This window comes from Cohnella sp. GbtcB17, from assembly GCF_019091135.1.
GTDB lineage: Bacteria > Bacillota > Bacilli > Paenibacillales > Paenibacillaceae > Cohnella.
Genome location: NZ_JAGXJW010000009.1, coordinates 21,855 through 44,342, shown reverse-complemented (window position 1 = coordinate 44,342; position 22,488 = coordinate 21,855). Strand labels below are relative to the sequence as shown.

The 22,488-nt window shown below is 57.7% G+C and carries 17 protein-coding genes; 2 read left to right on the top strand and 15 right to left on the bottom strand.

Translation table 11 applies throughout. From position 1 onward, the window contains the following. Positions 1-836 precede the first annotated feature (836 nt). From KVT38_RS06790 to KVT38_RS06760, 7 genes are all read right to left on the bottom strand, one after another. Positions 837-2,369: an MDR family MFS transporter gene (locus KVT38_RS06790; RefSeq protein WP_254639048.1), complete on the bottom strand. Its 1,533-nt coding sequence runs from the start codon at positions 2,367-2,369 to the stop codon at positions 837-839. A gap of 154 nt (positions 2,370-2,523) precedes the next feature. Beyond that, entirely contained in the window at positions 2,524-4,059 is a 1,536-nt protein-coding gene (locus KVT38_RS06785; RefSeq protein ID WP_217592934.1) for an MDR family MFS transporter, read from the bottom strand. Positions 4,060-4,090: 31 nt separating this feature from the next. Continuing rightward, complete coding sequence (locus tag KVT38_RS06780) at positions 4,091-4,762, bottom strand: hypothetical protein (RefSeq protein ID WP_217592933.1); 672 nt, start codon at positions 4,760-4,762, stop codon at positions 4,091-4,093. Beyond that, positions 4,755-5,441, bottom strand: coding sequence for a hypothetical protein (locus KVT38_RS06775; RefSeq protein WP_217592932.1), 687 nt, complete (start codon positions 5,439-5,441; stop codon positions 4,755-4,757). The genes KVT38_RS06780 and KVT38_RS06775 overlap by 8 nt, the downstream gene beginning before the upstream one ends. Before the next feature lie 16 nt (positions 5,442-5,457). Next, positions 5,458-6,087 carry a YhbD family protein gene (locus KVT38_RS06770; RefSeq protein ID WP_217592931.1) on the bottom strand — a complete coding sequence of 210 codons (630 nt, stop codon included), beginning with the start codon at positions 6,085-6,087 and terminating at the stop codon, positions 5,458-5,460. Between the two features lie 276 nt (positions 6,088-6,363). Further along, the gene (locus tag KVT38_RS06765; protein WP_368859061.1) at positions 6,364-8,187 is read right to left on the bottom strand and encodes an FAD-dependent oxidoreductase; all 1,824 of its coding nucleotides are present in this window, start codon (positions 8,185-8,187) and stop codon (positions 6,364-6,366) included. Positions 8,188-8,248: 61 nt separating this feature from the next. Then, a complete protein-coding gene (locus KVT38_RS06760; RefSeq protein WP_217592929.1) occupies positions 8,249-9,601 on the bottom strand; it encodes an FAD-dependent oxidoreductase in 1,353 nt (450 codons plus the stop codon). A gap of 120 nt (positions 9,602-9,721) precedes the next feature. Between KVT38_RS06760 and KVT38_RS06755 the strand changes: the two genes are divergently transcribed. After that, positions 9,722-10,765, top strand: coding sequence for a LacI family DNA-binding transcriptional regulator (locus KVT38_RS06755; protein WP_217592928.1), 1,044 nt, complete (start codon positions 9,722-9,724; stop codon positions 10,763-10,765). 35 nt (positions 10,766-10,800) lie between these two features. On the opposite strand, the gene KVT38_RS06750 is transcribed toward KVT38_RS06755, so the two are convergent. The 7 genes from KVT38_RS06750 to zwf all read right to left on the bottom strand — a co-directional run bounded on the left by KVT38_RS06750 (position 10,801) and on the right by zwf (position 19,908). Next, a complete protein-coding gene (locus KVT38_RS06750; RefSeq protein WP_217592927.1) occupies positions 10,801-12,405 on the bottom strand; it encodes a response regulator transcription factor in 1,605 nt (534 codons plus the stop codon). Next, on the bottom strand, positions 12,377-14,128 hold the full coding sequence (locus tag KVT38_RS06745) for a sensor histidine kinase (protein WP_217592926.1): 1,752 nt from the start codon (positions 14,126-14,128) through the stop codon (positions 12,377-12,379). The genes KVT38_RS06750 and KVT38_RS06745 overlap by 29 nt, the downstream gene beginning before the upstream one ends. Positions 14,129-14,208: 80 nt before the next feature. Then, positions 14,209-15,573, bottom strand: a complete 1,365-nt coding sequence (locus tag KVT38_RS06740; RefSeq protein ID WP_217592925.1) for an ABC transporter substrate-binding protein — start codon at positions 15,571-15,573, stop codon at positions 14,209-14,211. 115 nt (positions 15,574-15,688) lie between these two features. Continuing rightward, positions 15,689-16,525: a carbohydrate ABC transporter permease gene (locus KVT38_RS06735; protein ID WP_217592924.1), complete on the bottom strand. Its 837-nt coding sequence runs from the start codon at positions 16,523-16,525 to the stop codon at positions 15,689-15,691. A gap of 25 nt (positions 16,526-16,550) precedes the next feature. After that, positions 16,551-17,492 carry a carbohydrate ABC transporter permease gene (locus KVT38_RS06730; protein WP_217592923.1) on the bottom strand — a complete coding sequence of 314 codons (942 nt, stop codon included), beginning with the start codon at positions 17,490-17,492 and terminating at the stop codon, positions 16,551-16,553. Between the two features lie 184 nt (positions 17,493-17,676). Then, positions 17,677-18,300 carry a cyclase family protein gene (locus tag KVT38_RS06725; RefSeq protein ID WP_217592922.1) on the bottom strand — a complete coding sequence of 208 codons (624 nt, stop codon included), beginning with the start codon at positions 18,298-18,300 and terminating at the stop codon, positions 17,677-17,679. A gap of 54 nt (positions 18,301-18,354) precedes the next feature. Continuing rightward, positions 18,355-19,908, bottom strand: coding sequence for a glucose-6-phosphate dehydrogenase (zwf, locus tag KVT38_RS06720; protein WP_217592921.1), 1,554 nt, complete (start codon positions 19,906-19,908; stop codon positions 18,355-18,357). A gap of 246 nt (positions 19,909-20,154) precedes the next feature. Between zwf and KVT38_RS06715 the strand changes: the two genes are divergently transcribed. Beyond that, positions 20,155-20,688 (top strand): hypothetical protein, encoded by a 534-nt coding sequence (locus KVT38_RS06715; RefSeq protein WP_217592920.1) that lies wholly within the window; start codon positions 20,155-20,157, stop codon positions 20,686-20,688. Positions 20,689-20,747: 59 nt separating this feature from the next. Here the strand turns inward: KVT38_RS06715 and KVT38_RS06710 are convergent, their stop codons facing one another. Beyond that, on the bottom strand, positions 20,748-22,427 hold the full coding sequence (locus tag KVT38_RS06710) for a hypothetical protein (RefSeq protein ID WP_217592919.1): 1,680 nt from the start codon (positions 22,425-22,427) through the stop codon (positions 20,748-20,750). Between the last annotated feature and the right edge of the window lie 61 nt (positions 22,428-22,488).

Sequence of the window (22,488 nt, the reverse complement as noted above, 5' to 3'; positions counted from 1 at the left end):
AGCAAAGGGCGAGCAGAGGGCATGCGGCGAGGATAGCGCATTTTTGCGCTATGGCGGCGGTGAGCGTGGCGCGAGCAAAGGCCATGCGGCAGAATAGCGCATTTCTGCGCTATGGCGGCGGTGAGCGTGGAGTTAGCAAAGGGCGAGCAGAGGGCATGCGGCGAGGATAGCGCATTTTTGCGCTATGGCGGCGGTGAGCGTGGCGCGAGCATGGGGCATTGGGCGAGGATAGCGCACTTTTGCGCTATGATGGCGGTGAGCGTGGCACGAGCATGGGGCGAGCAGAGGGCATACGGCGAGGATAGCGCACTTTTGCGCTATGATGGCGGTGAGCGTGGCGCGAGCAAAGGGCATGCGGCAGAATAGCGCATTTCTGCGCTATGGCCGCGGTGAGCATGGAGTTAGCAAAGGGCGAGCAGAGGGCATGCTGCGAGGATAGCGCACTTTTGCGCTATGGCGGCGGTGAGCGTGGCGCGAGCAAAGGGCATGCGGCAGAATAGCGCATTTCTGCGCTATGGCAGCGGTGAGCGTGGAGTGAGCAAAGGGCGAGCAGAGGGCATACGGCGAGGATAGCGCATTTCTGCGCTATGGCGGCGGTGAGCGTGGCGCGAGCACAGGGCATGCGGCGAGGATAGCGCACTTTTGCGCTATGCGAAGGTGAGCGTGGCGCAGGCATGCGGCATGCGGCGAAGATAGCGCATTTTGCGCTATGGCGGGGGTGAGCGTGCGTGCAAGAGCGACACCTCCGGTATGAAGCGCGCCCTGCGCGCGTAAAAAGCCGCATTGCACCCTGAAGTGCAACACGGCTTCCTTTCCTTTGCCTATAGATCCGCAGCTCAATGCGCCAGCGGCGCGTCTCCGTCCTCCCGCTTCTGCAGCCCTTCCTTCTTCAGGAGCCAGCACAGCACGAAGGCGATGCAGACGAACACGATCGAGATGACATACAGATTGTGGTACGCGCCCGAGAACGCGGTTTTCACGTGTTCGAGCAGGTCCGGCGCGAGTCCCTTCGGGATACCGCCCGTCTGAATCTCGCCCGCGGTGCCCGCTGGCAATTGATCCGCGATCCCCTCGATGCCCTTTTTGATGTCCCCGGCCAGCAGCGAGCCGAACACGCTGAGTCCAATCGACGCGCCGATCGACTGGAAGAGCTGCACGGTCGACAGCGCGATCCCGCTCTCCTCCTTGCTGACCGACTCCTGGACGATCAGATTGTCCCCGCCGAACAGCGCGCCCAGCCCGACGCCCATGATGACGAAGCTGACGACGACGAAGATGACGCTGACGTCGATGTCAAACTGCAGCATCAGCGCCAAAGCGATAATCGGCAGCGTGAACGACAGGATAAAAATCGTCCGGTACGCGACTCGCGTGATCAAAAATCCGACCAGAATGCTGAACGGGATCGCCCCGCCCATGAACGCCAGATTCAGATACCCTGAAGCTCTCGGAGACAAGCCCATGACGTTTTGCGCGAAAAACGGGAAGTTGGCGAACGTGCCCATGACGCCAAGCATCAAAATGAACACGAGGCTCGACAACACGACGACGTTGCGATTGCGGAACAGGTGAATCGGGATGATCGGCTCATCCACGCGCCGTTCGATCCAGATGAGCAGCGCCGTCAGCACGACGAACAGGACGAGCATGCCGATAATCAGCGGCGAGCTCCATGACAGTCCTTGCGTCTCGATGAGCACGGGCGCGAGCAGCAGGGACAGCAGCGCGAGCATGAGTGTCGCGGCGCCGAGCCAGTCGATTTTTTTCTTTTCTTCGCCTCTCTTTTCGACCATCCCGAACCACATGACGGCCGCGGTCAAAATGCCGAACGGCAGGTTGATCAGGAAAATCCAATGCCAGTTCACGTGCGAGATAAGCTCGCCGCTGATCGTCGGTCCGAGCAGCTGCGGGAGAATCATGAGCGGGCCGAACAGCGCCTGCAGCTTGGCGCGCTGCTCGAGCTCGTACGTATCGCCCAAAATGACCATCGCGAGCGGCATCAGCCCGCCTGCGCCGATCCCTTGAATCCCCCGTCCGACGAGCAGCATCGGCATCGATTGCGCCAGTCCGCAGACGAACGAGCCCGCGATGAACAGCCCGATGCACGCGAGATAGACGCGTTTGCGGCCGTAAAGATCGGCCAGCTTGCCGAGAATCGGCATGAACAGCGTCATGGACAGCATGTAGATGCCGGCCACCCAGCCCATCAGCGGCAGCCCGTGCAGGTCCCGGATGATCGTCGGCATCGCGGTGGAGACGATCGTCTCGTCGAGCTCCGCGAAAATGAGGCCGAGCATTAATCCCGTCAGAACGAGCGCTTTGTTGTTTTTGCGTCCGATCGCGGCTTGCGCGAGTGGAGCCATAGCCATTAGCGTTTGCACCCCTTTAAATCGGCGGAGCCCCCCGCCTCCCGGGACGGCGCTCCGCGCTTTGAACTGTCGCCATCTTACGACCGGTTTGTGAACTCAATATGAAATGCGCAGCTCCCAGCCGGCTCAACATGCCGCGCCTCCGAACCGCCGCTCAATGCCCGCCCGCGGCCATTTCCGGCTTTTCTCCTTTTGCGGGAATCTCGAGCTTTGACCGGCCCATGAAAAAGACGGCAGCTAGCGCCAGGCCTGCGGGCACGAGCGACCAGAGGAACATGTGCGAGATCGAGGACGACAGCGCCTCGACGATCTTGTGCAGCGTATCCTCGGGAATGTTGGCGCGGTTTTCCGGCGTGAGCGATTGGCGGATGTCGCCGAGCGCCGCGCCCTCCGCACTGTCCGCCCCCGCGAACGCTTCCTTCATCTTGTCCGCGAGCGAATTGCGCTGCATGATGCCGAAGACGGTCAGTCCGACGGTCATGCCGAGCGATCGCACGAACGACATCGTCGAGCTCGCCGAGCCGCGCCGGTTGGCGCCGAAGCCGTGCATGCTCGCCATCCCGAGCACGGAGAACGAGAAGCCGACACCGACGCCCGTGACGATCATGTACCAGACCAGCGTCGCCCGCGACGTGTCCGGCGTGATTGTCGACAGCAGCACGGCTCCGATCACGAGGATAACGGCGGACAAGGTCATGACGTTTCGATAAGACGTCTTCATGGCCAGAAATGCGCCGATCTGGGAGGAGACGACCGAGCCGAGCGTCAGCGGGAGCAGAATAAGGCCCGAGTTCGTCGCGGAGCCGCCGTTCACGCCCTGCACGAAGATCGGGATGTACATCGCGAACGTGATAAACGCTGCGCCGTAGAACAAGCCCGCCACCGTGCTCGAAGCGAACAGCCGCTGCCGGAACATATCGTAGGAGACGATCGGATCGGCCGCCTTCGTCTCCGCGTACAGGAACACCGCGAACAGCACGAACGCCGCGGCGAACAGCGAGACGATCTGCGCCGAATCCCACGCGTACGTCCCCCCGCCCAGCTCCAGCGCGAACATGAGGCTGACGACCGCGCCGACGAGCGTGGAGGCGCCCCACCAGTCGATCCGTTGCTTCATATGAACGCGGGACTCCTTGTAGCCGAAGACGATCAACGCCAGCGCGACCAGACCGAGCGGAAGATTGATGTAGAAAATCCAGCGCCAGTGGACATGGTCGGTAATGTAGGCGCCGAGCAGCGGTCCCGCAAGACTCGAAGTGCCGAAGACGGCGCCGAAGATGCCGGACATGCCGCCGCGCTTTTCGACCGGAATGACGTCGAACAGGATCGTGAAGGCGATCGGCACGAGCGCGCCGCCCCCGATGCCCTGGATGGCCCGGTAGATCGACAGCTCGGTGATGCTCGTCGCCGTTCCGCACAGCACTGAGCCGAGCAGGAACATAATCATGCCAAAAATGAAAAACCGCTTGCGTCCGTACATGTCGGACAGCTTGCCGAAGATCGGCATGCCCGCCATCTCCGTGACGAGGTAAGCGGACGTCACCCAGACGATCTTGTCGTAGTCGCCGAGCTCGGAGACGATTGTTGCCATGGCGGTGCCGACGATCGTATTGTCGATGGCCGCCACGAAGATGCCGAGCATCAGTCCGGCGAGGACGATGCCCAGCTTGTTGCCTTGCGAAGCGTTCATGATTAAACCTCCCAAGTTAAACGATATTGGATTAAATGCGCACGCGCTGACCGACCTGGGCGCGCGAGTCCACGCGCAGCTCGCGGCTGTATTCGACGCGTCCGATCTTGCATCCGGGACCGATGACGATGTCCCCGCCTTTAACGACATCGGCTTCCGTATACTGCAGCTCGACCTGATCGCCTTCGATCGTGCCGGCCTTCAGCGAAGCGGCTCCCCCGGACGACACGAGATTTTTCAAGGCGCCCATTCGGCTGCGCCGAACGCGCAGCCGGCCTCCCCCGAGCTCGCCCACGCTGCTGGGGCCGAACAAGCCGAGATCCAGCCGATCGGCGCTGAGCAGACCGCCGCAGACGATCGCCCCGCGCAGTACGGCGTCGCCGAGCTCCGCGTCTTTGTCCACAGCAAGGTGGCCGCTGAGCCTCACTTTTTCGCTTCGCAAGCCGCCCTTTACCTTCAATTCGCCCGTTCCCCCGATCTCTCCGCTCACAAGGTCGGTCTCGACGCCGCAAGTGCCGGTGAGCTTGATCGCAGCCGCCGTCAGCCCGCCGCGCACGGCGACGCTGCCGGTACAAGCCAGCCTGCCGCAATCCAGGTCCCCGCGAAACTCGCACTCGCCCGTAATCTTCACTTGGCCGAAGACGCCTCCGTTCGAAGCGCTGGTTCCGACCAGCTTAAGCGCGGGCCGGCTTTGGTTATCCATTGGTTTTCGCCTCCTCGCCGATTCGGGCCGACGGATGCTTGCGAAGCTCGGTCCGATACTCTACGCGATCGATGACGCAGCCTTCGCCGATCGTCACCCGATCCCCTCGCACGATTTTTACCGTCGCATGATCCAGCTCGATCACATCGCCTTCGATCGTATCGGCTACGAGCTCCTGCGCGAAGCTCGGCATGATATGCTGCCACAGCGATTGCCAGGCGCCGGTCCGTCCCTTGCCGATGCGGATCGCTTCGCCTCCAATCTCCTTGGCAGCGCCTCTGCCCTGCAGCTTCAGATCGATCGTGTCCGCATTCAGCAGCCCGCCGATCTTGAAGGCGCCTTCCCCTTCGAGAACGTCCAGTTCGCAATCCTCTCCGACGGTCAGCATGCCGTTCAAGCGCAGCCGCCGCCCCGCATAGGTCCCCTTCACGGCAATCACGCCGTCGATCGCGGCCTCGCCGATGCTTGCGCCTCCCGTGATATCGAGCGTGCCGTCGAGGTCGAGCTCGGCAGCCGTCAATCGTCCGTCCACACGCACTCGGCCGTCCGCGTTGAACAGCTGCGCTTCCACTTCGCCGGCTACCTTACAGACGCCGTTAATCGCTATCTTTTTGTAGACGCCGCCTGCCGCCGTGCCGATGCCGTCCATTTTCAGGTCGCCGATCATCTCGTTCGTCATCTCCGCATCCTCCTATTTAATTCAGCTTGCTCCTCAACTGCTCTGCGAGCTCCGCCAGTTGGAGCCTGGCCACGATCTTGACGCCGGCATCGAAGTGCAGCGCAGACGGCGCCGCCGCGAGCGCGAACATCGACACGCCCATCTTCCGCATGAACAGCAGCTCGCACGGCTTGCCCTCGTAGGAGGGAAAGTGATTCCGCAGCGTTTCCATCAACAAATCGCTCTCGATAAGGCTAATCTCGCCCCCGGACAGCAGCTGATCCGTCGCGAACAAATACAACAGAAGCTCGAACGCGTATGTCTCCTGACCGTTCAACTGCGCAGGCGTGCTGTGCCGATTGATCGAAACTTCCGAAACAATGTTACGTTCCATCAACTCATGCTTGGACAGCGACAGGTCGGTTTGATAAGGAGACAGCTTGCCGGCCAGTTCATCCAGCGACAAATCTTCCTTCATGTTCATGATCCGATCGATTCTCGCCAATATCATATCCTTCGGGAAAAACGTTTCCTGCCCGGTAAAGGTAGACTTGCGGATAAACCATTCCTCGGGGATAAGCTGCTTCCGCTTCCAGCGATACAATTGACCGTAAGAAATGCCCATCAGCTCAAGCAGGTCTTTTTTGGAGATTAATTCGCGCTCCATCCTTCTCACCTCTGATAATAATGTAACATAACACTGTTACGTTGTAAACGGGCGAAATGAGATGAGCGGGATTCAGCATGCTGCGAATTTCATTGTAATCGGCGCGCTGGGAATGCGCTTCCGTCTGCGGTAGCTTAACGGTCTCGGTCTCTGGACCGAGCGTCAGGCATTCGGAGGTTGCGGGCGAAGAGCGTGTACCGGGGCACGTCCAAAATAAAAAGCCGACCCATTTTGAAGTCGGCTTAGATCCAAACCATCGATATTTACATTTGCTTTTTATTCATAACAGCGAATCTCGAATAACCGGGCATGGTCCAGCCCATTCGTGCCGTCGACATCCACACGCAGTTTGATTACATTCTCCTCGTTCACTTTTCGGACGATTTGCCGGAGATAGTTATTCTGGACTGAAAACAACAGCCGGTCTTCAGATTCAGGGTCGGCGTACCCCACCGTCACACGGAAGTCCTTGATCGTCTCCGGCTGCGGCCCCCATTCCATCGTGTTCAATACTTCGTCGGAATGGGTCAGGGTCAGTCTGCGATGCATGCCTGTGTCGAAGACGAGCACGATCTCGCTGATCGACACTGGCGCCGGCCACTCCAGTTCGATCCAAGGCGCCGGGTCGCCGGGCTGCGACATCCAGCGGTGCGTTCCGGGGACGGTCAGTTCCGGTCTGGCGCCGCCCGGTCCATGCATCGATCGGGTATAGCCGTCGGTTACGTTGGCGGCTTGACCTTCCGGCTGTTCGGAAGAAGCGCGAATGACCGCACTTGACGCCAAGTTATCGTTTGCCGGCGCAATACCGGGTAGATAAACATCCTGTTTCAAAAGCTGCCGCTGAACGTTTTGAATGAACGCCATGTCGGAAAGCGCATCGCTCAGCGTTAATCCGGATTGAACGATTAAAGCGGCAGCCGTGCCCGCGCCTTGTCCCATTGCGGCGCAGGTCCCCATCACACGCGTACTGGAGAAGGCGATATGCGTTGCCGAGATGTTTCGTCCGGCGAACATGAGATTGTCCACGTTCGCGCTGATGAGCGCTCTGAGGGGAATGCCGTACACATACGGGCTGAACGGTTGATGGGCCGGATTCAGCTCGGTCGCATCGATGCCTTGCGGCGGATGCGTGTCCATCGGCCATCCGCCGTATGCGATGACATCGTCAAAGTGACGCGCTTGTTCCAGATCTGCCTGCGTAAGCAAGTATTTTCCGACAAAACGGCGCGACTCCCTTTTTCCCGGAACGAACCCGAACCAGTCCAGCGCCCAATTCTCCGATTCAGGATGATTGCCGCTGTTCTTGATATGATCCCAGACGCCCAGCATAATCGCCAGCAGTTCATCCCGAATCGTCTCGTTATCGGCGATCGTGTCCATCATGCCGCCGAATTCGACCCACCAATAGCCGTATTCCCAGGTAGCGTGGTTACGAAACTTCAGATCGTCTTCCGAAAACTTGCGCGCCCAAGCGGGCGGTATGAACCGCATAGGCCGCCCGGTATCCCGGGTGGTGAACAAGAGCGACGATCCCTGCCGATAAGAGTCCCCGTTCTCATTGGCCAGTGTCTCCCCGTACTCGCCGGCCGCCTCGCGCCCTGTCTTATATAACGCGCCCGCTTCCATGCCAAGCCGTCCGTCCCCTGTGCAATCCATATACAATTTGGCATGGATCCGGAACCGATGCTCCGTGCTCTCCCGGACCGCCAGTGCGGATACAATCCTCCCCTCCTGCACCTCCGCTTCAATCACCGTCGTGTTCAGCAATAACGTCAGATTCGGCTCGGCCCTGCATTTCTCGTAAAGGATCAAGTCGAACATCGAGGCGCTCCGCTGGGGATTGCGAAAAGCGTTTTCCAGCAGAATTTCCTCAATAATGCCGCCTTCGCGCGCTTCCGTTTCCAGTTCCTTTCTACGTTTGGAGTTTGCCGCCCCGACGATATGCATCCGTATTTCGGAAGATGCGTTTCCCCCCAGCACAGGCCGATCCTGGCAGAGCACGACTTTTGCACCGTTGCGGGCGGCTGCGACCGCTGCCGACACGCCCGAGATACCTCCCCCGGCTACTAAAATGTCAGGCTCCAATGTTTGATTCGCCACCAAAAGAAGATACCTCCGTTATGATCGAATTTCAGTAAAGAAGGGCATTCGTCGCCTACGTTCAGCCGTAGCGTTCGTTGATCGCATCTCCAAGCCAGGCTCCCTGACGGACAAGCCTGCGCTGCAAAGTCTCGATATCGATGGCGCGCGTCTCGCGCAAGCCTTGTTCGGCCAGAATCGCCGCTGCAGTGCCGGCCGCTTCGCCCATGGCGAAGCAATTCGGCATGACCCGGGTGGAGCCTTGCGTCGCCCGGTCGGTCGAGATCGCCCTGCCTGCTACGATGACATTGTCTATGCCGACCGGCAGCAGCGCACGATAAGGGATGCCGTGCGATTCTCCCGGCGGCAGATGGACCATCGTCATGCCGCTCGTCGGCTTCGCCATATGAATATCGATGAAGTAGGCGTTGCGCGCGATGTCGTCCGGGAATGAACGGCATTTGAGAAAATCGTCTGCCGTGACGATGTAATCGCCGACGATCCGGCGGGTCTCCCGGATGCCGATCTGCTCTCCTGTCAGTGTAAGGAAGGCATGCTCGAAGCCCGGAATCGATTCCCGGAGCCACTCGGTAATGTGATCGACGAGCGCACGGCCTTCGATCGCGCCGCGCGTGAGGTCGTCGGCGTTCGAGCCGTCAATCCCGAAGACGTGCCCGAAGTTAAAGCCCGCCGTATGGTCGTTCAGCCAAGAGATGCCGGCCCAATCTCTCGCGACGCGCAGCCGCCCTTCGCTTTTCGCCTTGTTGATCGCATGCTTCAGGTCGCTGCCGTGGGTGTCGGCGCCGGCGAGAAACTTTTTCCGGTCCAGATTGTTGAGGACGAAGCACATCGTGCCCGGCTGAAGCTCGCCGTCGTCCCCGCCTTTAACCAACTGCCCTCCCGCCAGATGCGTCAGGTCGGCATCGCTCGTCGCGTCGATAAAGAGCGCGGCCTTCACCGCCTGCGTCCCGGATTTGTTGTGAATGACGACGGCCTCGACCATGCCGTCTTGCTGAACGACGTCTCCGACGAACGTATGGTACAGCACTTTGACGCCGGCCTCCGCCACTTTATGGTCCAGCAAGCGTTTTAACACTTCCGCGTCAATCGGCACCCAATCGAGCTCATTCCGCCACTCCTCCTGGAACGAAGCCTCCATCTTCTGCTTCATATCGTCGAGGATCTCCAGGCCTATGCCTCGAATCACCGGTTTGACATGATCGGTATACGGGCAAAAGGCGGGAACCTGCGACACCGTCGCCATACCGCCCAGATAGCCTCTTTGCTCGATGAGCAGCACGGATGCCCCGTTCCGGGCAGCGGCGAGCGCGGCGCCGACGCCGGCCGGACCGCCTCCGGCCACGACGACATCCACATTCGCGTAGACGGATAGTTCGCGCGCCGGCAAGAGAAGCGTTTGTACGGGATCGGTCAATGAGAACACCTCCAACAATTTGTATTCATTGTACCTCCACTAAAGCTTCATTTTTAGTTTCATTTTTGTTTCACTTTTCCCTATAATGTAAACAGAAGAAGCGAATGCGAGGAATTCATCATGCCGAATAAAAAGAAGATCACGCTGCAAACGATAGCCGATCAAATGGGGCTGACCGTCCATACAGTATCCAAGGCGCTTCGCGGTCTGCCGGGTATGTCCGAAGAGACGCGCAGCGAAGTGATCGGACTGGCCGCCCGCTTGGGATATCGGTCGAAGGAACAAGAGCGGGGCATGGCGGTGGAGCGAATTCCGATTTATTCCTCGAAGCCCCGGAGATTCGCGTTTATCGTCCCGCATGAGGGACTTGTCTTTATCCATCAGCAGTTATATGAAGGGGTCCAGTCGAGGCTGGCTGTGTTCGGTCATATGCTTGAGATGCTGTTTGCGCCGCCGGAACAAGGATCCGAGGCGGCATTCGAGGATTGGGCGGACACGCATGGCCTGCACTATACAGACGGTCTTTTTCTAACGCCAATGATCCCCGCAAAAATGGAAGAACAATTGCTGCGCTTGCCTGTAACCAAAATATTGCTCAACTATCCGCCGCCCGCCGCCCAAGTGGACAGCCTGATCTGGGACGTCTCCTCCGCCGTTCATCAATCCGTGCGGTACTTGCTGGATCGGGGACACCGGCGGATTTTGTATATCGGAGACATCCGTTTGCATCGAGGCTTTCGCCTGCGCTGGCAGGCCTTCCAGGAAGCGATGAATTCGGCCGGATTGCCCGCGGAAGAAGACCGCCACCTGACCCGGGCCGGATCGAAGGAATGGTATACTGCCATGCTGTCGGATCTGCTCATACGGGAGAAGCCGACCGCGATTCTCTCCGGCCTTGAACAGGATCTGGCCTGGGTGTATTACGGATGCAGCCTGCTGGGCCGCCACATTCCAAGCGACTATTCCCTGATTGGTCTGGAGCATGCGCCGAATGCGCACCTGCCGGATTTGACCCGACCTGAGATGCCCGTCAAGGAGGTTGGCGTTCGCGGCGCGGATCGCATGCTGTGGAGACTGTCCAATCCGAATCTTCCGTATGAGCATATCCGGCTTCAAGGGGGATTCCACAGAGGGTCGACGGTATTGGAGGCACCTGCTGAATGATTTGACGCAAGCTTGCCTATCGCTCCCCTGGGCCATCAACTGCTGCTGCTGTTCTGGAACTTATATTCGCTCGGGCTATTGCCGCTGTATTTTTTGAACACTTTGGAAAAATAGGCGCGATTGGAGAAACCGAGGGTGTACGCCACGTTTTCCACCGTTTCGTTCGGCTGGCTGAGCATCGTAATCGCCATATTCATCTTGTATTGGTTGACGTAATCGGTAAAATTGACGCCTGTCATCTTTTTAAAATAGCGCGAGAAATAACTCGCATTCAAATGCAGGTGATTCGCCATTTCTAAAGAGGAGACCATACGGTCGATATGTTCGTCGAGGAACCGGTCGATCTCCTGCAGTCGAATCTCTTTTTCCTGACCGGATACCGGCGCCAGCGTATGCTGCCTCCACAGATTCCGCAGTTCCCGCTTAGTTAATTGCGCGGCTTCCTCGACGTGTACGGCCTGACCCAGCAAGATAAAAAAGCGGCTCTCGGCGATGCCCTTCGATTCGAACACCATGTGACGGACGAGATCGCCGCAAATTTCTTTGACCACCCGCGGCTGGAGTCTCTCGGCGACGACCTGCTGAATCCAGGGATTGATGGCCATATCGATCCATGCGGCATTGCCTTCCTCAAGCGCCAGCGACAGCAAACTCCGCTCCTTTTCCCAGCCCCGCTCCGGCATTTGCCGGAATCCCCCGGATTGTCCCACGGCGGCAATGGCCGTTTTTTCCGGATTGCTATCGTAGAAAAGGTTGTCCCGGCGTTCGTTCAGCGATTTATAACCGGTGTCGAATTTCTGCAAGGGCACGGTCTGCTCCGCATAAAACCCGCTCACCTTGATTTTCAAATATTGCTCGACTTTTGCGCGAACCGATTCCATAAAATCGATCAGCGGTTGATAGGACACATCAGGGCCCGTCACATTCCAAATGAGATAAATCCCCGACTCCTGCGTTAAAATCGGCGTAATCGCCCCATGCGCTGCGGATAATTCCATGGCAATATTGTTCACCGCGAAGTGAATCAGGCGTACATCCGCGTAGCCGTAGCGCTCGATCAAGGAAGCGGCGTCGACATGAAGGAAGCCTTGGCGGAAATACGGAAGCTTCCAGTAGAGGCCAAGGCGCTCGCCTAATGCGAGCGTCTGCGCGGCATCGATGCCCGGAGACAGCAACTGCGCCAGCAAGCTTTGCAGCAGCACTTCTTTGTTGCGTTCGACGGTCTGCCGGAGCGAATATTGTTCCAGCAGCTCCTCTCTGTTGCGAAGTCGATTTTCCGCCTTGCGCAGACTTGTCCCCAGCTGCTCGATCGATAACTCATCCTTGATCAGATAATCGTCGGCTTCGAGCTGGAACGCTCGTTTGGAATATTGGAAGTCTTCATAACAAGTCAGGAACACGAGCCGGACCTCCGGCTTGGCCATCCGGAACGCTTCGGCGAGCTCGAATCCATCCATGCCCGGCAGACCGATGTCGACGATGACGACATCCGGCAGCGTCTCATGAAAATCCTCCAGCGCCCGATCGCTGCTCGACGCCGAAGCCACAAGCTTCAGCTCGATATCGAGAGATTCCAGCAAGTACGCCACATACTCCAGCATCGGGACATCGTCATCGATCAGCATGACCTTCATCATCATTGTCCGTCTCCTTTCCGATCGCGATCGGGATGTAAAAGGTAAAGATCGTTCCGCCGCCTTCGCGCGCCGCTGCCTTCAGCCGCGCCTGATCCCCGTACAGAACTTGCAATCGGCGTGCCGTATTGACCAGCCCTACGCCTTTCTCTGGCTGCGACGGCAGCTCGTCCGCCATCCCGAGCATCCGCCGGTTCAAACGGGCGAGGTTCTCCTCGCTGAGCCCCCGGCCGTTGTCTCCGATAACGATCACCAGCATGCGGTCATGAATCGCGGCGCTCAGATCGATGGTCGGATTTTCCGGCCTGGCGGACAATCCGTGTTGAATGGCGTTCTCGACGATGGGCTGCAGAAGCAGCCTCGGCAGCTCGATCGATTCCGTTCCCTCTCCCAGCTCGTAATGGAACGCAATGTGCATCCGGTTGCGAATTTGCATGACCTGCACATAACTTCCGAGCACCTTGCACTCTTCGGCCAGCTTAAGCGGTTCGTCGATATGAACGTAGGCCCGCAGCAGCTTCATCAAAGCGTCGATCATCGATCCGTGCGGCTCGTCACCGCTCAGCAGCAAGCTGACTTTGATCGAATTGAGCGTGTTCAGCAGAAAATGCGGACGAATCTGCGCGGCCAACGCTTTAAGCTCGAGCAGGCTTTTCTCCTCCTGCTCGCTTTCCACCTTTAACAGCAGTCCGTTGATGTCGTCCAGCATCTGGTTAAACGCGGCGGACAGAACGGCTACCTCGTCTTTGCCTTTCACGGGAATACGGACATCGCGCTTGCCCCCCACGTACTGCTTGACACTGAGACGCAGCAGGCTTATCGGTCTGTTGATATGACCCGCCCAGAACAGGGACAGGATAAGGAACGCGAAGAAAAACAAGCCCACGAGCGATAGGGACACCAAAAACTCCCGGTTAATCTGGCTGTCGATAAACGTTCGAGGCATCCTGCTGGTGAGTTCCCAGCCCGTCTTCGGTATGGAAACCCTTGTCGTCAGCATGCTGCCGGAATCCCCGGGCATGGGTTTGCCTTTAACGGCAATGATCTCGCCCGACCGGTCGGCGAGCGTGAAGCTCATGTCGGGATTGCCGGTGTCCAGCAAGCTGTGGAAATAAGATTGGGGGATCCCCACGAACATGGTCGCCAGCTTCTCGCGATTGCGCGGATCGACGATGAGGCGGGCTGCATAATAGTAGTCCGGAGCGACGGCAGCCTCGCCGGAAGCAAACCATTGCAAAGAAGTCGTTTCCTTCTCATCGAGTCGACTGCTTTCCCGCAAAAAGGACGGCGGCAGCGCAGAGAATACGGGAACGGATTTATCGCCCATTATCATTCGGCTTTTCTTATTTACGATCATCATCTTCAAGTTGGCGTCCGCCGATTGCATCAACAACAGATCGGCCACGGAATCGAGCCGCGTGTAAGATTGAAAAGTCGCGAAATCGGCAAAGCTTTCGGCATCCTTCAGATGCCGAAAGCTCTCCAAAATATCCGGATTGTACGTTTGGGAAAAATAAACCGATGCGAACGAGATGCTGTCGATCGTCTTATCCAGTTGGTTCGCAATGACCGTCAGCGTTTCTTCGTTGGAACGAGCGAGTTTGTCGCTTACGTTCTGCTTGACCGAAGAATAGGCCCAAAAGGTTACGGCAATAAACGGCAAGAGGATAAGCATCAGGAACGAGAACTGCATTTTGCGGTGAAACGAAAATCGGCTTAACCATTCCATGACATCGATCGACCACCCGAATTCCCATAATACGCTTTATTATAGCTTATCCCGTGCCGGCTCTCCGTCCGTTAACTGCTTTATTTGTTCGCATCGACCACTTTTTTCACTTCATTTGTCATCGTCGTCTTCACTTCATCGAAGTCGAGGTGGTTCAGCATATAGCTGGAGAAGCCGTTCTCCACGATCGTTTTTAATTCGGATCCATAAGGCACGCTGAACGCGTTCGGCACTTTGATGCGCGGATCGAACAACGTCTTGGTCAACGATTCGGTGTCGATCAGATTCTGATTATCTTTGAAAAAGTCTTTGATCAGCGCGGCTCCGTCGGCACCTTTGTAGGCGGGAACTTCGTTCGTGTACTTGGAAGATTCCTTCGACATCCATCTCACGAAGTCGTAGGCCGCTTCCTTATGCTTCGATTTTGCGCCGAGCGCAAGCGGAGCGCCGGAAATGTTGGTCATGCCGACTTCTTGCGAATCGACGGATCGCGGAATCGGCGCGTATACCATCTGGAAGTCGTGCGGGAACTTCTGCAGGTTCAGGCCGGCTCGTACGACATAGCTAGGTACCGCCAGCATGCTGGCATTGCCGGCAAAAAACTGCTGCAGGACATGGTAGTTGGAGGCCAGCACATCCGCATACGGCTCCACGCTCTTGTCCTTCTCCTCCATGTCGCGACGCAGTTCGAAGAAGTACTTAAAGGAAGGATCGTCGAAGATCGGGTTCAAGTCGGCATCCAGCTGCGGATTCGGGCGTTCGGTATAAGCGATGACATTGGCGTATTCGCCCCAGGTGTGGAAGTACGTCCCGTAATGTCCGTCCACCGTCAGCTTCTTGGCATAATCGCGGAAGTCGTCCCACGTCCATCCCATCTCGGGAAGCTTTAGTCCCGCCTTGTCCAGATGCTCGCGATTGAATACGGTGAGCCATTGCGTCGAGCTCGTCAAGAGGCCGTAAATTTGATTGTCGAACTTAACCAGCTTTGTATATTCGTCTTCAGGCTTCACATTTTCTTTGTCAAAATACGCGTTCAGCGGCTCTACAACGCCCCTCGAAGCCCGTTCAAGCACTTCATCTTCGTTGCCGGTCATGAACACGTCAATGACTTCGCCGCTTCCGATCATAATGTCCAATTTTTTCACAAAATCCGTACTGTTGCTGTTTTGTACGAGGGAGACGTATTCCACTTCCACTTTATCCTGCGATTCATTGTACGCCTGAACGGCCTTGTACGTCGGCTCATCCGGATTGTTCGCTTTAAACGTGTAAAATTTGATCTGTTCTTTGCCGGCCGCCTGCCCGCTTGCGGTGGGTGCATTCGATCCGGATGCCTTTGTCCCGGATGCATTCGTCCCGGATGCGTTATTGCCGTTGTTGCTTCCGCATGCGGCCATGGAGAGAACCACGAGCAGACTCGTTGCCCACATTGCTGTTTTCTTCAAAATCATTTCCCCCTTTAGTGGATGCTGCAAGCTCATTATACAGCCCTTGATACTGCCCATACCGTCTACAAAATTGAGTTGTTTGCGTATACATTTTTGACCTGCCGAGTGCCGATCATCCTTTGACCCCGCCGATCGCAATTCCGTTTATGACCTGTTTTTGCAGCAGGAGGAACAGCACGATGAGCGGTACGATCGCCGCTACGGAAGCCATCATCATCACCGCGATTCGCGTGCCGAATTCCTCCTGGAAAAATTGCATGCCCAGCGGAATCGTGAATAGCTTTGTCGAATTCAGCATGATAAGCGGCCCTTGATAATCGTTCCAGGTCCAGATGAATTTGATGATTCCGACCGTCGCCAATATCGGTTTACTTAAGGGGAGCATGACGTTCCAAAATACGCGGAAGAATCCCGCGCCGTCCAATTCCGCCGCTTCCAGCAAATCGTTATGGATACCCGCCATGAATTGGCGCAGAAGGAAAGAGAAATAGCTGGAGAATATTCCCATCAGTATCAGTGCGGTATGCGTGTCGTACAACCCGATTTCCTTAATCATAATATAACGAGGAACTAAAGTAGCCTGCTCCGGAATCATCATAAATGCGAGCATCAGGCTGAACACGAGTCCCCGGCCTTTGAATTCCAATTTGGATAGCGCGTATCCGGCCATGGAAGAAATGAGGATCGTCGCCAGGGTGGAGATGGCCGCAATCTTGATCGAGTTCATGTAAAACAAGCCGAAAGAGACGTCGCCTAGCCATACCGCTTTGAAGTTTTCAACCCAATTCCATTCCTTCGGAATCCATTGAATCGGAAACGTCCACACATCCTTTTCCGTCTTGGCGGCGGCGGACAGCATCCAGAACAGCGGCAGCAGGAAAAATACAGATAATGCCGCAAAGAAAAGAGTCAAAATCAGCCTGCTTGTCTTTATTCTAGTCAATAGCATCGCATGAGTTTCCTTTCATAGCGCATTAGTAATGGACTTTCCGGTTTTGCGAGATCCAGGTAATCGACGTGACGATCAGTATCATCAGGAACAGCGCCCACGACATGGCCGAAGCGTATCCCATCCGGAAGCGCTCGAACCCTTCCTCATAAATTTGGTAGACAATGACCGTGCTTGCGTAATTCGGGCCTCCGTTCGTCAAAAACTTGATTAGATCGAACACCTTGAAGGAAGAAATGGTGCTCGTGATCGCCAGAAAAAATATCGTCGGCCCGAGAAGCGGAACGGTAATGCGCCTGAACTGCTGAATGCCGGTCGCGCCGTCGATTCTGGCGGCTTCGTACAGTTCCTCCGGAATGTTGGACATCCCTGCCAGAAAAATAATGATCTGATAACCGAGAACCTGCCAGATGTAAATGACCATAATCGCGATCAGCGAGAAGCTCGTATCGACCAGCCAGCGCGGCGGGTTAGACATGCCCAGGTCCATCAGCATTTGATTGAGCGGACCCTTGGACGGGTGATAAAGCGCCTGCCATACGGCGGCAATCGCGACGGTCGAGCAAATATACGGAATAAAGAAGGCCACTTTAAAATACGTCTTCGCATACAGCTTTTTATGAATAAGCCCAGCGAGCACGATCCCGATCAGCATCGTGAGCGGTACTGTGCCGACCGTAAACCATACATTGTTCTTTAGAGCAAGGATAAAATGATCGTCCTTGAACAATTGAACGAAGTTGTCCAGTCCGATAAACCGGATCGCCGACAAACCGCCTACCAGGTTCCACTCGGTAAAACTGAGCACGAGACTGGCGATCAGCGGAAACAGAGAAAGGACGACAAGGCCGACGACTTCCGGCGCGATAAAGATCCATCCGGCCCATTGCTCTCGCCGTTTGCGCGTCCAATACGACTTTGGACGGACAGCCGCGACCGATTTGCGGGCAATCACTTGATCATTCATTTGCGCTTACCTCCAACTAAATATGTGGATTCATTGTAGCAAGAGGCTTCGGACATTGCGGTACAGCCTTGCGACTCTTTAATGTGCATTATTTTGACCTTCTGGACAATAAAAAAAATCGGGACGATTCTCGCCCCGATTTCTGCCTTACCTATTTATTGCCTATTTTTTCAGTCGGCTGTATTCAGTCGCCGATCAGCAGCGCTCTTGCCGGCGCCGCATCGATCCCGGTCATCTTGAGCGGCGCGATGACGAGCCAATAAGAACCCGCCGCGACGTCCTTTAGGCGCAGGCCTTCGACGATGACGACGCCCGCGCGCATCAGCGTGCGATGCGTCGGATATTCCTCCTGCGACCGCTCGATGCCGAGCGCGTCCGTGGCGGCGACCGCAATGCCGATCTCGGCCAGGTAGCGCGCTCCGTCTTCGCGCAGGAAGACAAAATCCATCAGAAATTCCTCGCTGAACGAGCTGCTCGTCTTGAACAGCAAGCGCTCGCCCTTCTGGATATTGAACGGCACGAGGTCATCCTTCGTGATCGAATCCTTCACATGCATCAAATCGAGCACGCGCGCCGGGCCGACCAATTGCTCCAGGGAGATCGTCTCGATCGTAGCGCCGCCCGCCAGCATGTGCAGAGGCGCGTCCACGTGCGTGCCCGTATGGACGTTCATCGTCAGCAAGCTTTCGTGCGGCTTGCCCTGATCGTGATTTTGCACGTTTTGAATGCTCGGCTTTTTCGCTTCGTAGTTTTTCCAGACCTGCATCCCTTCATCGATCGTCATGCTGATGTCGTAAATACGCGGCATCCGATAACTCCTCCTCCGATTAAAGGCTGCCCGCACAGGCGGACAGCCCTTTCTTTACTTGCTTGTGTTCGATACCCAAATAACGTTGTCCTCGTCCTGTCCGTTCACCGGCCACCAATGGAAGCCGTCCTGATGGAGCAGCTTGTGCGCCTGCTGCGGTCCCCAAGCGCCGGCGGAGTAATAAGCCAGGTCCGCGGCATGCTCCTGCCAGGCGGCCGCGATCGGATCGACCAGCTGCCACGCTGCCGCAAGCTCGTCCCAGCGGGTGAAGTAAGTCGAGTCTCCGCGGGCGGCATCGAAGATCAAGCGCTCGTAGGCTTCGGGTGTATTGATGCCGATCTGGCAGCTCTGGCAGAACTCCATCGCGACAGGCTGCACCGTCATCTCGTTGCCCGGCTTTTTGGCGTTGATCTTGATATAGATGCCCTCCATCGGGTTGACCCGGATGACGAGCAGGTTGGGCTGAAGCTGCTGACGGCTCGCGAACAGCAGGTTGCCCGGCACGTTCTTGAACTCGACGACGATCTCGGTCGACTTGACCGGAAGCCGCTTGCCCGTTCGAACGTAGAACGGGACGCCGGACCAGCGGAAGTTGTCCACGAACAGACGCGCCGCGAAAAAAGTCTCGGTCGTCGAATCCGGCGGCACCGAATCCTCCTCGCGGTAACCATTAAGCGGCTGGCCCCTCAGCTCGCCCGACGTGTACTGCCCGCGGATAACGCGCTCGCGCACCTCGTCGCCGGATTTGAAGCCGCGCAGGGAGCGAAGCACCTTGACCTTCTCGTCGCGGATCGCTTCGGGATCGAGATGGCTCGGCGGCTCCATGGCGATCATCGTCAGCATCTGCAGCATATGGTTCTGCACCATGTCGCGGAGCGCGCCGGACTTGTTGTAGTAGGCGCCGCGTTCCTCGACGCCGACCGTCTCGGCCAGCGTGATCTGGACGTTCGCGATATGCTGTTTGTTCCAGAGCGGCTCGAAGAAGGCGTTCGCGAAGCGAATGACCTCGATGTTCTGCACCATTTCCTTGCCTAGATAATGGTCGATCCGGAACACTTCTTCCTCGCGGAACACGTGCCGAATCTCCTCGTTCAGTTTGGACGCGGACGGATAGTCGTAGCCGAACGGCTTTTCGATGACCAGTCTGTGCCAGCCTGCGCTCTCCAGCATGCCGCCGTCGCGCAGGTTCCGGGAGACGGTGCCGAAAAGCTCCGGCGCGAGCGCCAGGTAGAACAGGCGATTGCCGGGAATCGAATAACGCGCCTCAAGCGCCTCCGTCGACGCCTTGAGCTCGCGGAAGCCGTCCACGTTGCCGATGTCAAGCGAGTGGTACGTAAAACGCTCCGCAAAGCCCTGCCAGTCCTGACCGTCTCCGATCTTGTATCGGCAAAATTCCTTGATCGATTCGAGCACGTCCTCGCGGAACTGCTCGTCCGTTCGCGGACGGCGCGCGAGGCCGACGATCGCGAATTTGTCGCCGAGCTTGCCCTCACGGTAAAGACTGTACAAAGCCGGGAAAAGCTTGCGGCGGGCCAGGTCGCCCGTTGCGCCGAAGATAAAGTAAACCGCGCCTTCCGCGGTTACGTTGTCGTTCAGTTGATCCGTCATGTGTTCGTCATCTCTCAATGCGATAGGATAGCGTGCGCCCGAGGTCCGGTCGGATCGCCGAAAACGCCTCTCGGACTGCAGCGCTTTAAAGCCCAAATTTTACCCTTACTCATGCAAAGTAGTTTATCATAATTGACTTATTTTTTACAGCCTGCCCGCCCGTGTTTCAAGCGAATGCGGATCGGGTAATTCAGCATAACTTTGCAATAGGGAAAAAACGGCCGAATGCCGAGGAGGTCAGCGATTATGGCCATACGCTTCAACAATGTGACCGGTTCCGCCCGGCTCACGTCCCGGGTATCCCCGGTCAATCGGATTACGCCGCTCCTGCCGTTCCAAGAGGTGCTCGACGAGGAGACGTATCGGTACGTGCGGGACGAGGACGAGTCGAGACGTCCGCCGTCGCCGGCCCCGCTGCCTCCTCACGTCAAGCGCGCGGCCGAAGCCGCTTCGTCCGTCGTGCAGCAGGCGATCGAAGTGAATTACGCGGTCGACAGAGTGTATGCAAGTCCGTCCGACGACGCGATGATCGAGCTGCGGGACAAAGCCGAGAGCTTAAGCCGCAGCCTTCAATCCGAGCCGGAGCTTCAGCTTGATCCGGGTATCGAAGAGCGACTTTCCGCCGCATATTCGCCCATGGGCTGGCGCAGGGTCGCCGAGCCGCTGGCCGAGCAAGCCCCTTGGCGGATGATTCCCATACGCGAAGCGATCTATACCGATCAGATGCAGCTGCAGTCGCTGTATCCCGACACCGGGCTGTTGCTCAGCGCGGAAGCGTGAACGAATAATAAATTTAAAAGGCCAACGTCCTTAAATATACAGGATGTTGGCCTTTTGACTTAAATGCCGCAAGTGTAATCCGCCAATTGTAGCGTTTCCCCGTTCAGCTTGCGCAGTGGCGACGACCGTTCCGACGCGATTAATGCGAGCCTGTCTCCGTCCAACGTCTCATACTCGACGCTGAATGCGCTGTCGCCCGCCTCCGCAACGTCCATCCACGACGGACCGCGGCTTGCCATTTGATCGGCGAAGGCGCGAAGCAGGCCGCGTGGATCATCTCCGCTCTCCCCGATGCCGAGCTGGATCGCCGCCTGCGCCGCGTCTACCGCCTCGACGACGAAGCCGTGGCGGCCGGGCGCGCCCTCGCAATCGAAGCGATCCGCCGATTCGGCAGCCCTGCATTCACCGAATAGATAGACTGCCAGCAGCACGCCGTCCGCGTATCCGAACCATCCGCGTTCCCGGAAGATCCATTCGCCCTTCGGCAGTACGCCCGCAACTCCCTTCGCTGCCGCCGGGTATAGCGCGACGGCCGTCCCGCGGTGGAAAAACGTCTCTCCGCCCTCCGAAGCATGACGCGGATCTCCGGCCGAATATCCCTCTCCGCAAGGGAAAAAGTAGAGCCGGTTCGCGCCCGCGACGGCCGCGAGCGGCAGCGTCACTTCCCAGCGATGCTGCTCGTTGTCGAACTCGGCCGCGCGCTCGAGCAAACCGCCGACGGCAAACCGTTCCGCGCGATATAAATAGCTGTGCAGCGGCTGCCGATCCTCGCCCGCAGGACGAATGAGCCGCTTAGACTCTTCCGGCGCGGAGCGATCCAGCGCGGCGCGCCTCGTCGGGGCCGGCGCTTCGTGCAGCAGGAAGCCGGCGTATTCGACTCGGAGCAGCTCGTCCGGCAGCGCAAAATCGCCGAACTGCACGTAATCGAAGGCCACGTTGCCGTCTCTCGGCAGGTCGGCAGGCAGACTGCGCATCCTTCCTCCAGCCCAAGCGCCGCCTAAGTAATGCCGCGCGCGATAAAGCCACAGCGCGTCCAGCAGCTCGGCGGCTTCCGAACGAACGGTCGCATCCCGCACGACGTCCTTCACGCAGACGAACGCCTGAACCCAGTGCCAGAACCAGGGCAGAGCCCCGTATTCCGCCATGCCTTGCTCCCGCACGCGCGTCAGCGTCAGGCGAAGGTCCCGCAGGCCGGCTTCTAGCAGCTCCGAATCTGCGAAGCGGTCGCCGAGCAGCAGCTTCGTGGCCGTATACTTGGCCTCATGATGACCGAAGGTCCGCTGCGCAACGCGGTAGTAGGCGCTGCCATGCAATCTGACGATCGCCGTCTCGACCGCTTGCGCGAGCGACGCCTCCATCTCTGCGCCATACCGGTCCGCGAACCAGATCAGAAGACAGCCCATCAGTTCGGCGGGCAACGGGTTGATCGGCGCGAGCCGAGGCTCCGGATGCAGGCCGAGCGGCCAGTGGCCATAAGTCGGGCTCCCGGAATCGCCGTCCTGAAGCGCGAGGATCGTCGTTAACACGTTGGTTGCCAAAGCTTTGCCAGCCAGCCGATCGCAGGGCGGCTCGACATTCGGATCGCTGCATACCGCGAACAGAGACGAAGCCGCATAAAAATTGTTTCGGATATCGCCATGGGTCCACAATCCGCTGTCCAGCAGCGGCGCCGACCACGCGGCGGCCGCGGTCTTCAGCCGAACCTCCAGCAATCGCGCTTGAATGTGCATCTCGGTCATGCTTCGCATCGCTCCTGTTCCAGTCAACTCGGCCGAGCACGCACAGGTATTGCTGCGTCCG

Coding starts and splice junctions, on each gene's coding strand:
- KVT38_RS06790 (WP_254639048.1), bottom strand. CDS start 2,369: ATGGCTATGGCTCCACTCGCGCAAGCCGCGATCGGACGCAAAAACAAC.
- KVT38_RS06785 (WP_217592934.1), bottom strand. CDS start 4,059: ATGAACGCTTCGCAAGGCAACAAGCTGGGCATCGTCCTCGCCGGACTG.
- KVT38_RS06780 (WP_217592933.1), bottom strand. CDS start 4,762: ATGGATAACCAAAGCCGGCCCGCGCTTAAGCTGGTCGGAACCAGCGCT.
- KVT38_RS06775 (WP_217592932.1), bottom strand. CDS start 5,441: ATGACGAACGAGATGATCGGCGACCTGAAAATGGACGGCATCGGCACG.
- KVT38_RS06770 (WP_217592931.1), bottom strand. CDS start 6,087: ATGGAGCGCGAATTAATCTCCAAAAAAGACCTGCTTGAGCTGATGGGC.
- KVT38_RS06755 (WP_217592928.1), top strand. CDS start 9,722: ATGCCGAATAAAAAGAAGATCACGCTGCAAACGATAGCCGATCAAATG.
- KVT38_RS06750 (WP_217592927.1), bottom strand. CDS start 12,405: ATGATGATGAAGGTCATGCTGATCGATGACGATGTCCCGATGCTGGAG.
- KVT38_RS06745 (WP_217592926.1), bottom strand. CDS start 14,128: ATGGAATGGTTAAGCCGATTTTCGTTTCACCGCAAAATGCAGTTCTCG.
- KVT38_RS06735 (WP_217592924.1), bottom strand. CDS start 16,525: ATGCTATTGACTAGAATAAAGACAAGCAGGCTGATTTTGACTCTTTTC.
- KVT38_RS06730 (WP_217592923.1), bottom strand. CDS start 17,492: ATGAATGATCAAGTGATTGCCCGCAAATCGGTCGCGGCTGTCCGTCCA.
- KVT38_RS06725 (WP_217592922.1), bottom strand. CDS start 18,300: ATGCCGCGTATTTACGACATCAGCATGACGATCGATGAAGGGATGCAG.
- zwf (WP_217592921.1), bottom strand. CDS start 19,908: ATGACGGATCAACTGAACGACAACGTAACCGCGGAAGGCGCGGTTTAC.
- KVT38_RS06715 (WP_217592920.1), top strand. CDS start 20,155: ATGGCCATACGCTTCAACAATGTGACCGGTTCCGCCCGGCTCACGTCC.
- KVT38_RS06710 (WP_217592919.1), bottom strand. CDS start 22,427: ATGACCGAGATGCACATTCAAGCGCGATTGCTGGAGGTTCGGCTGAAG.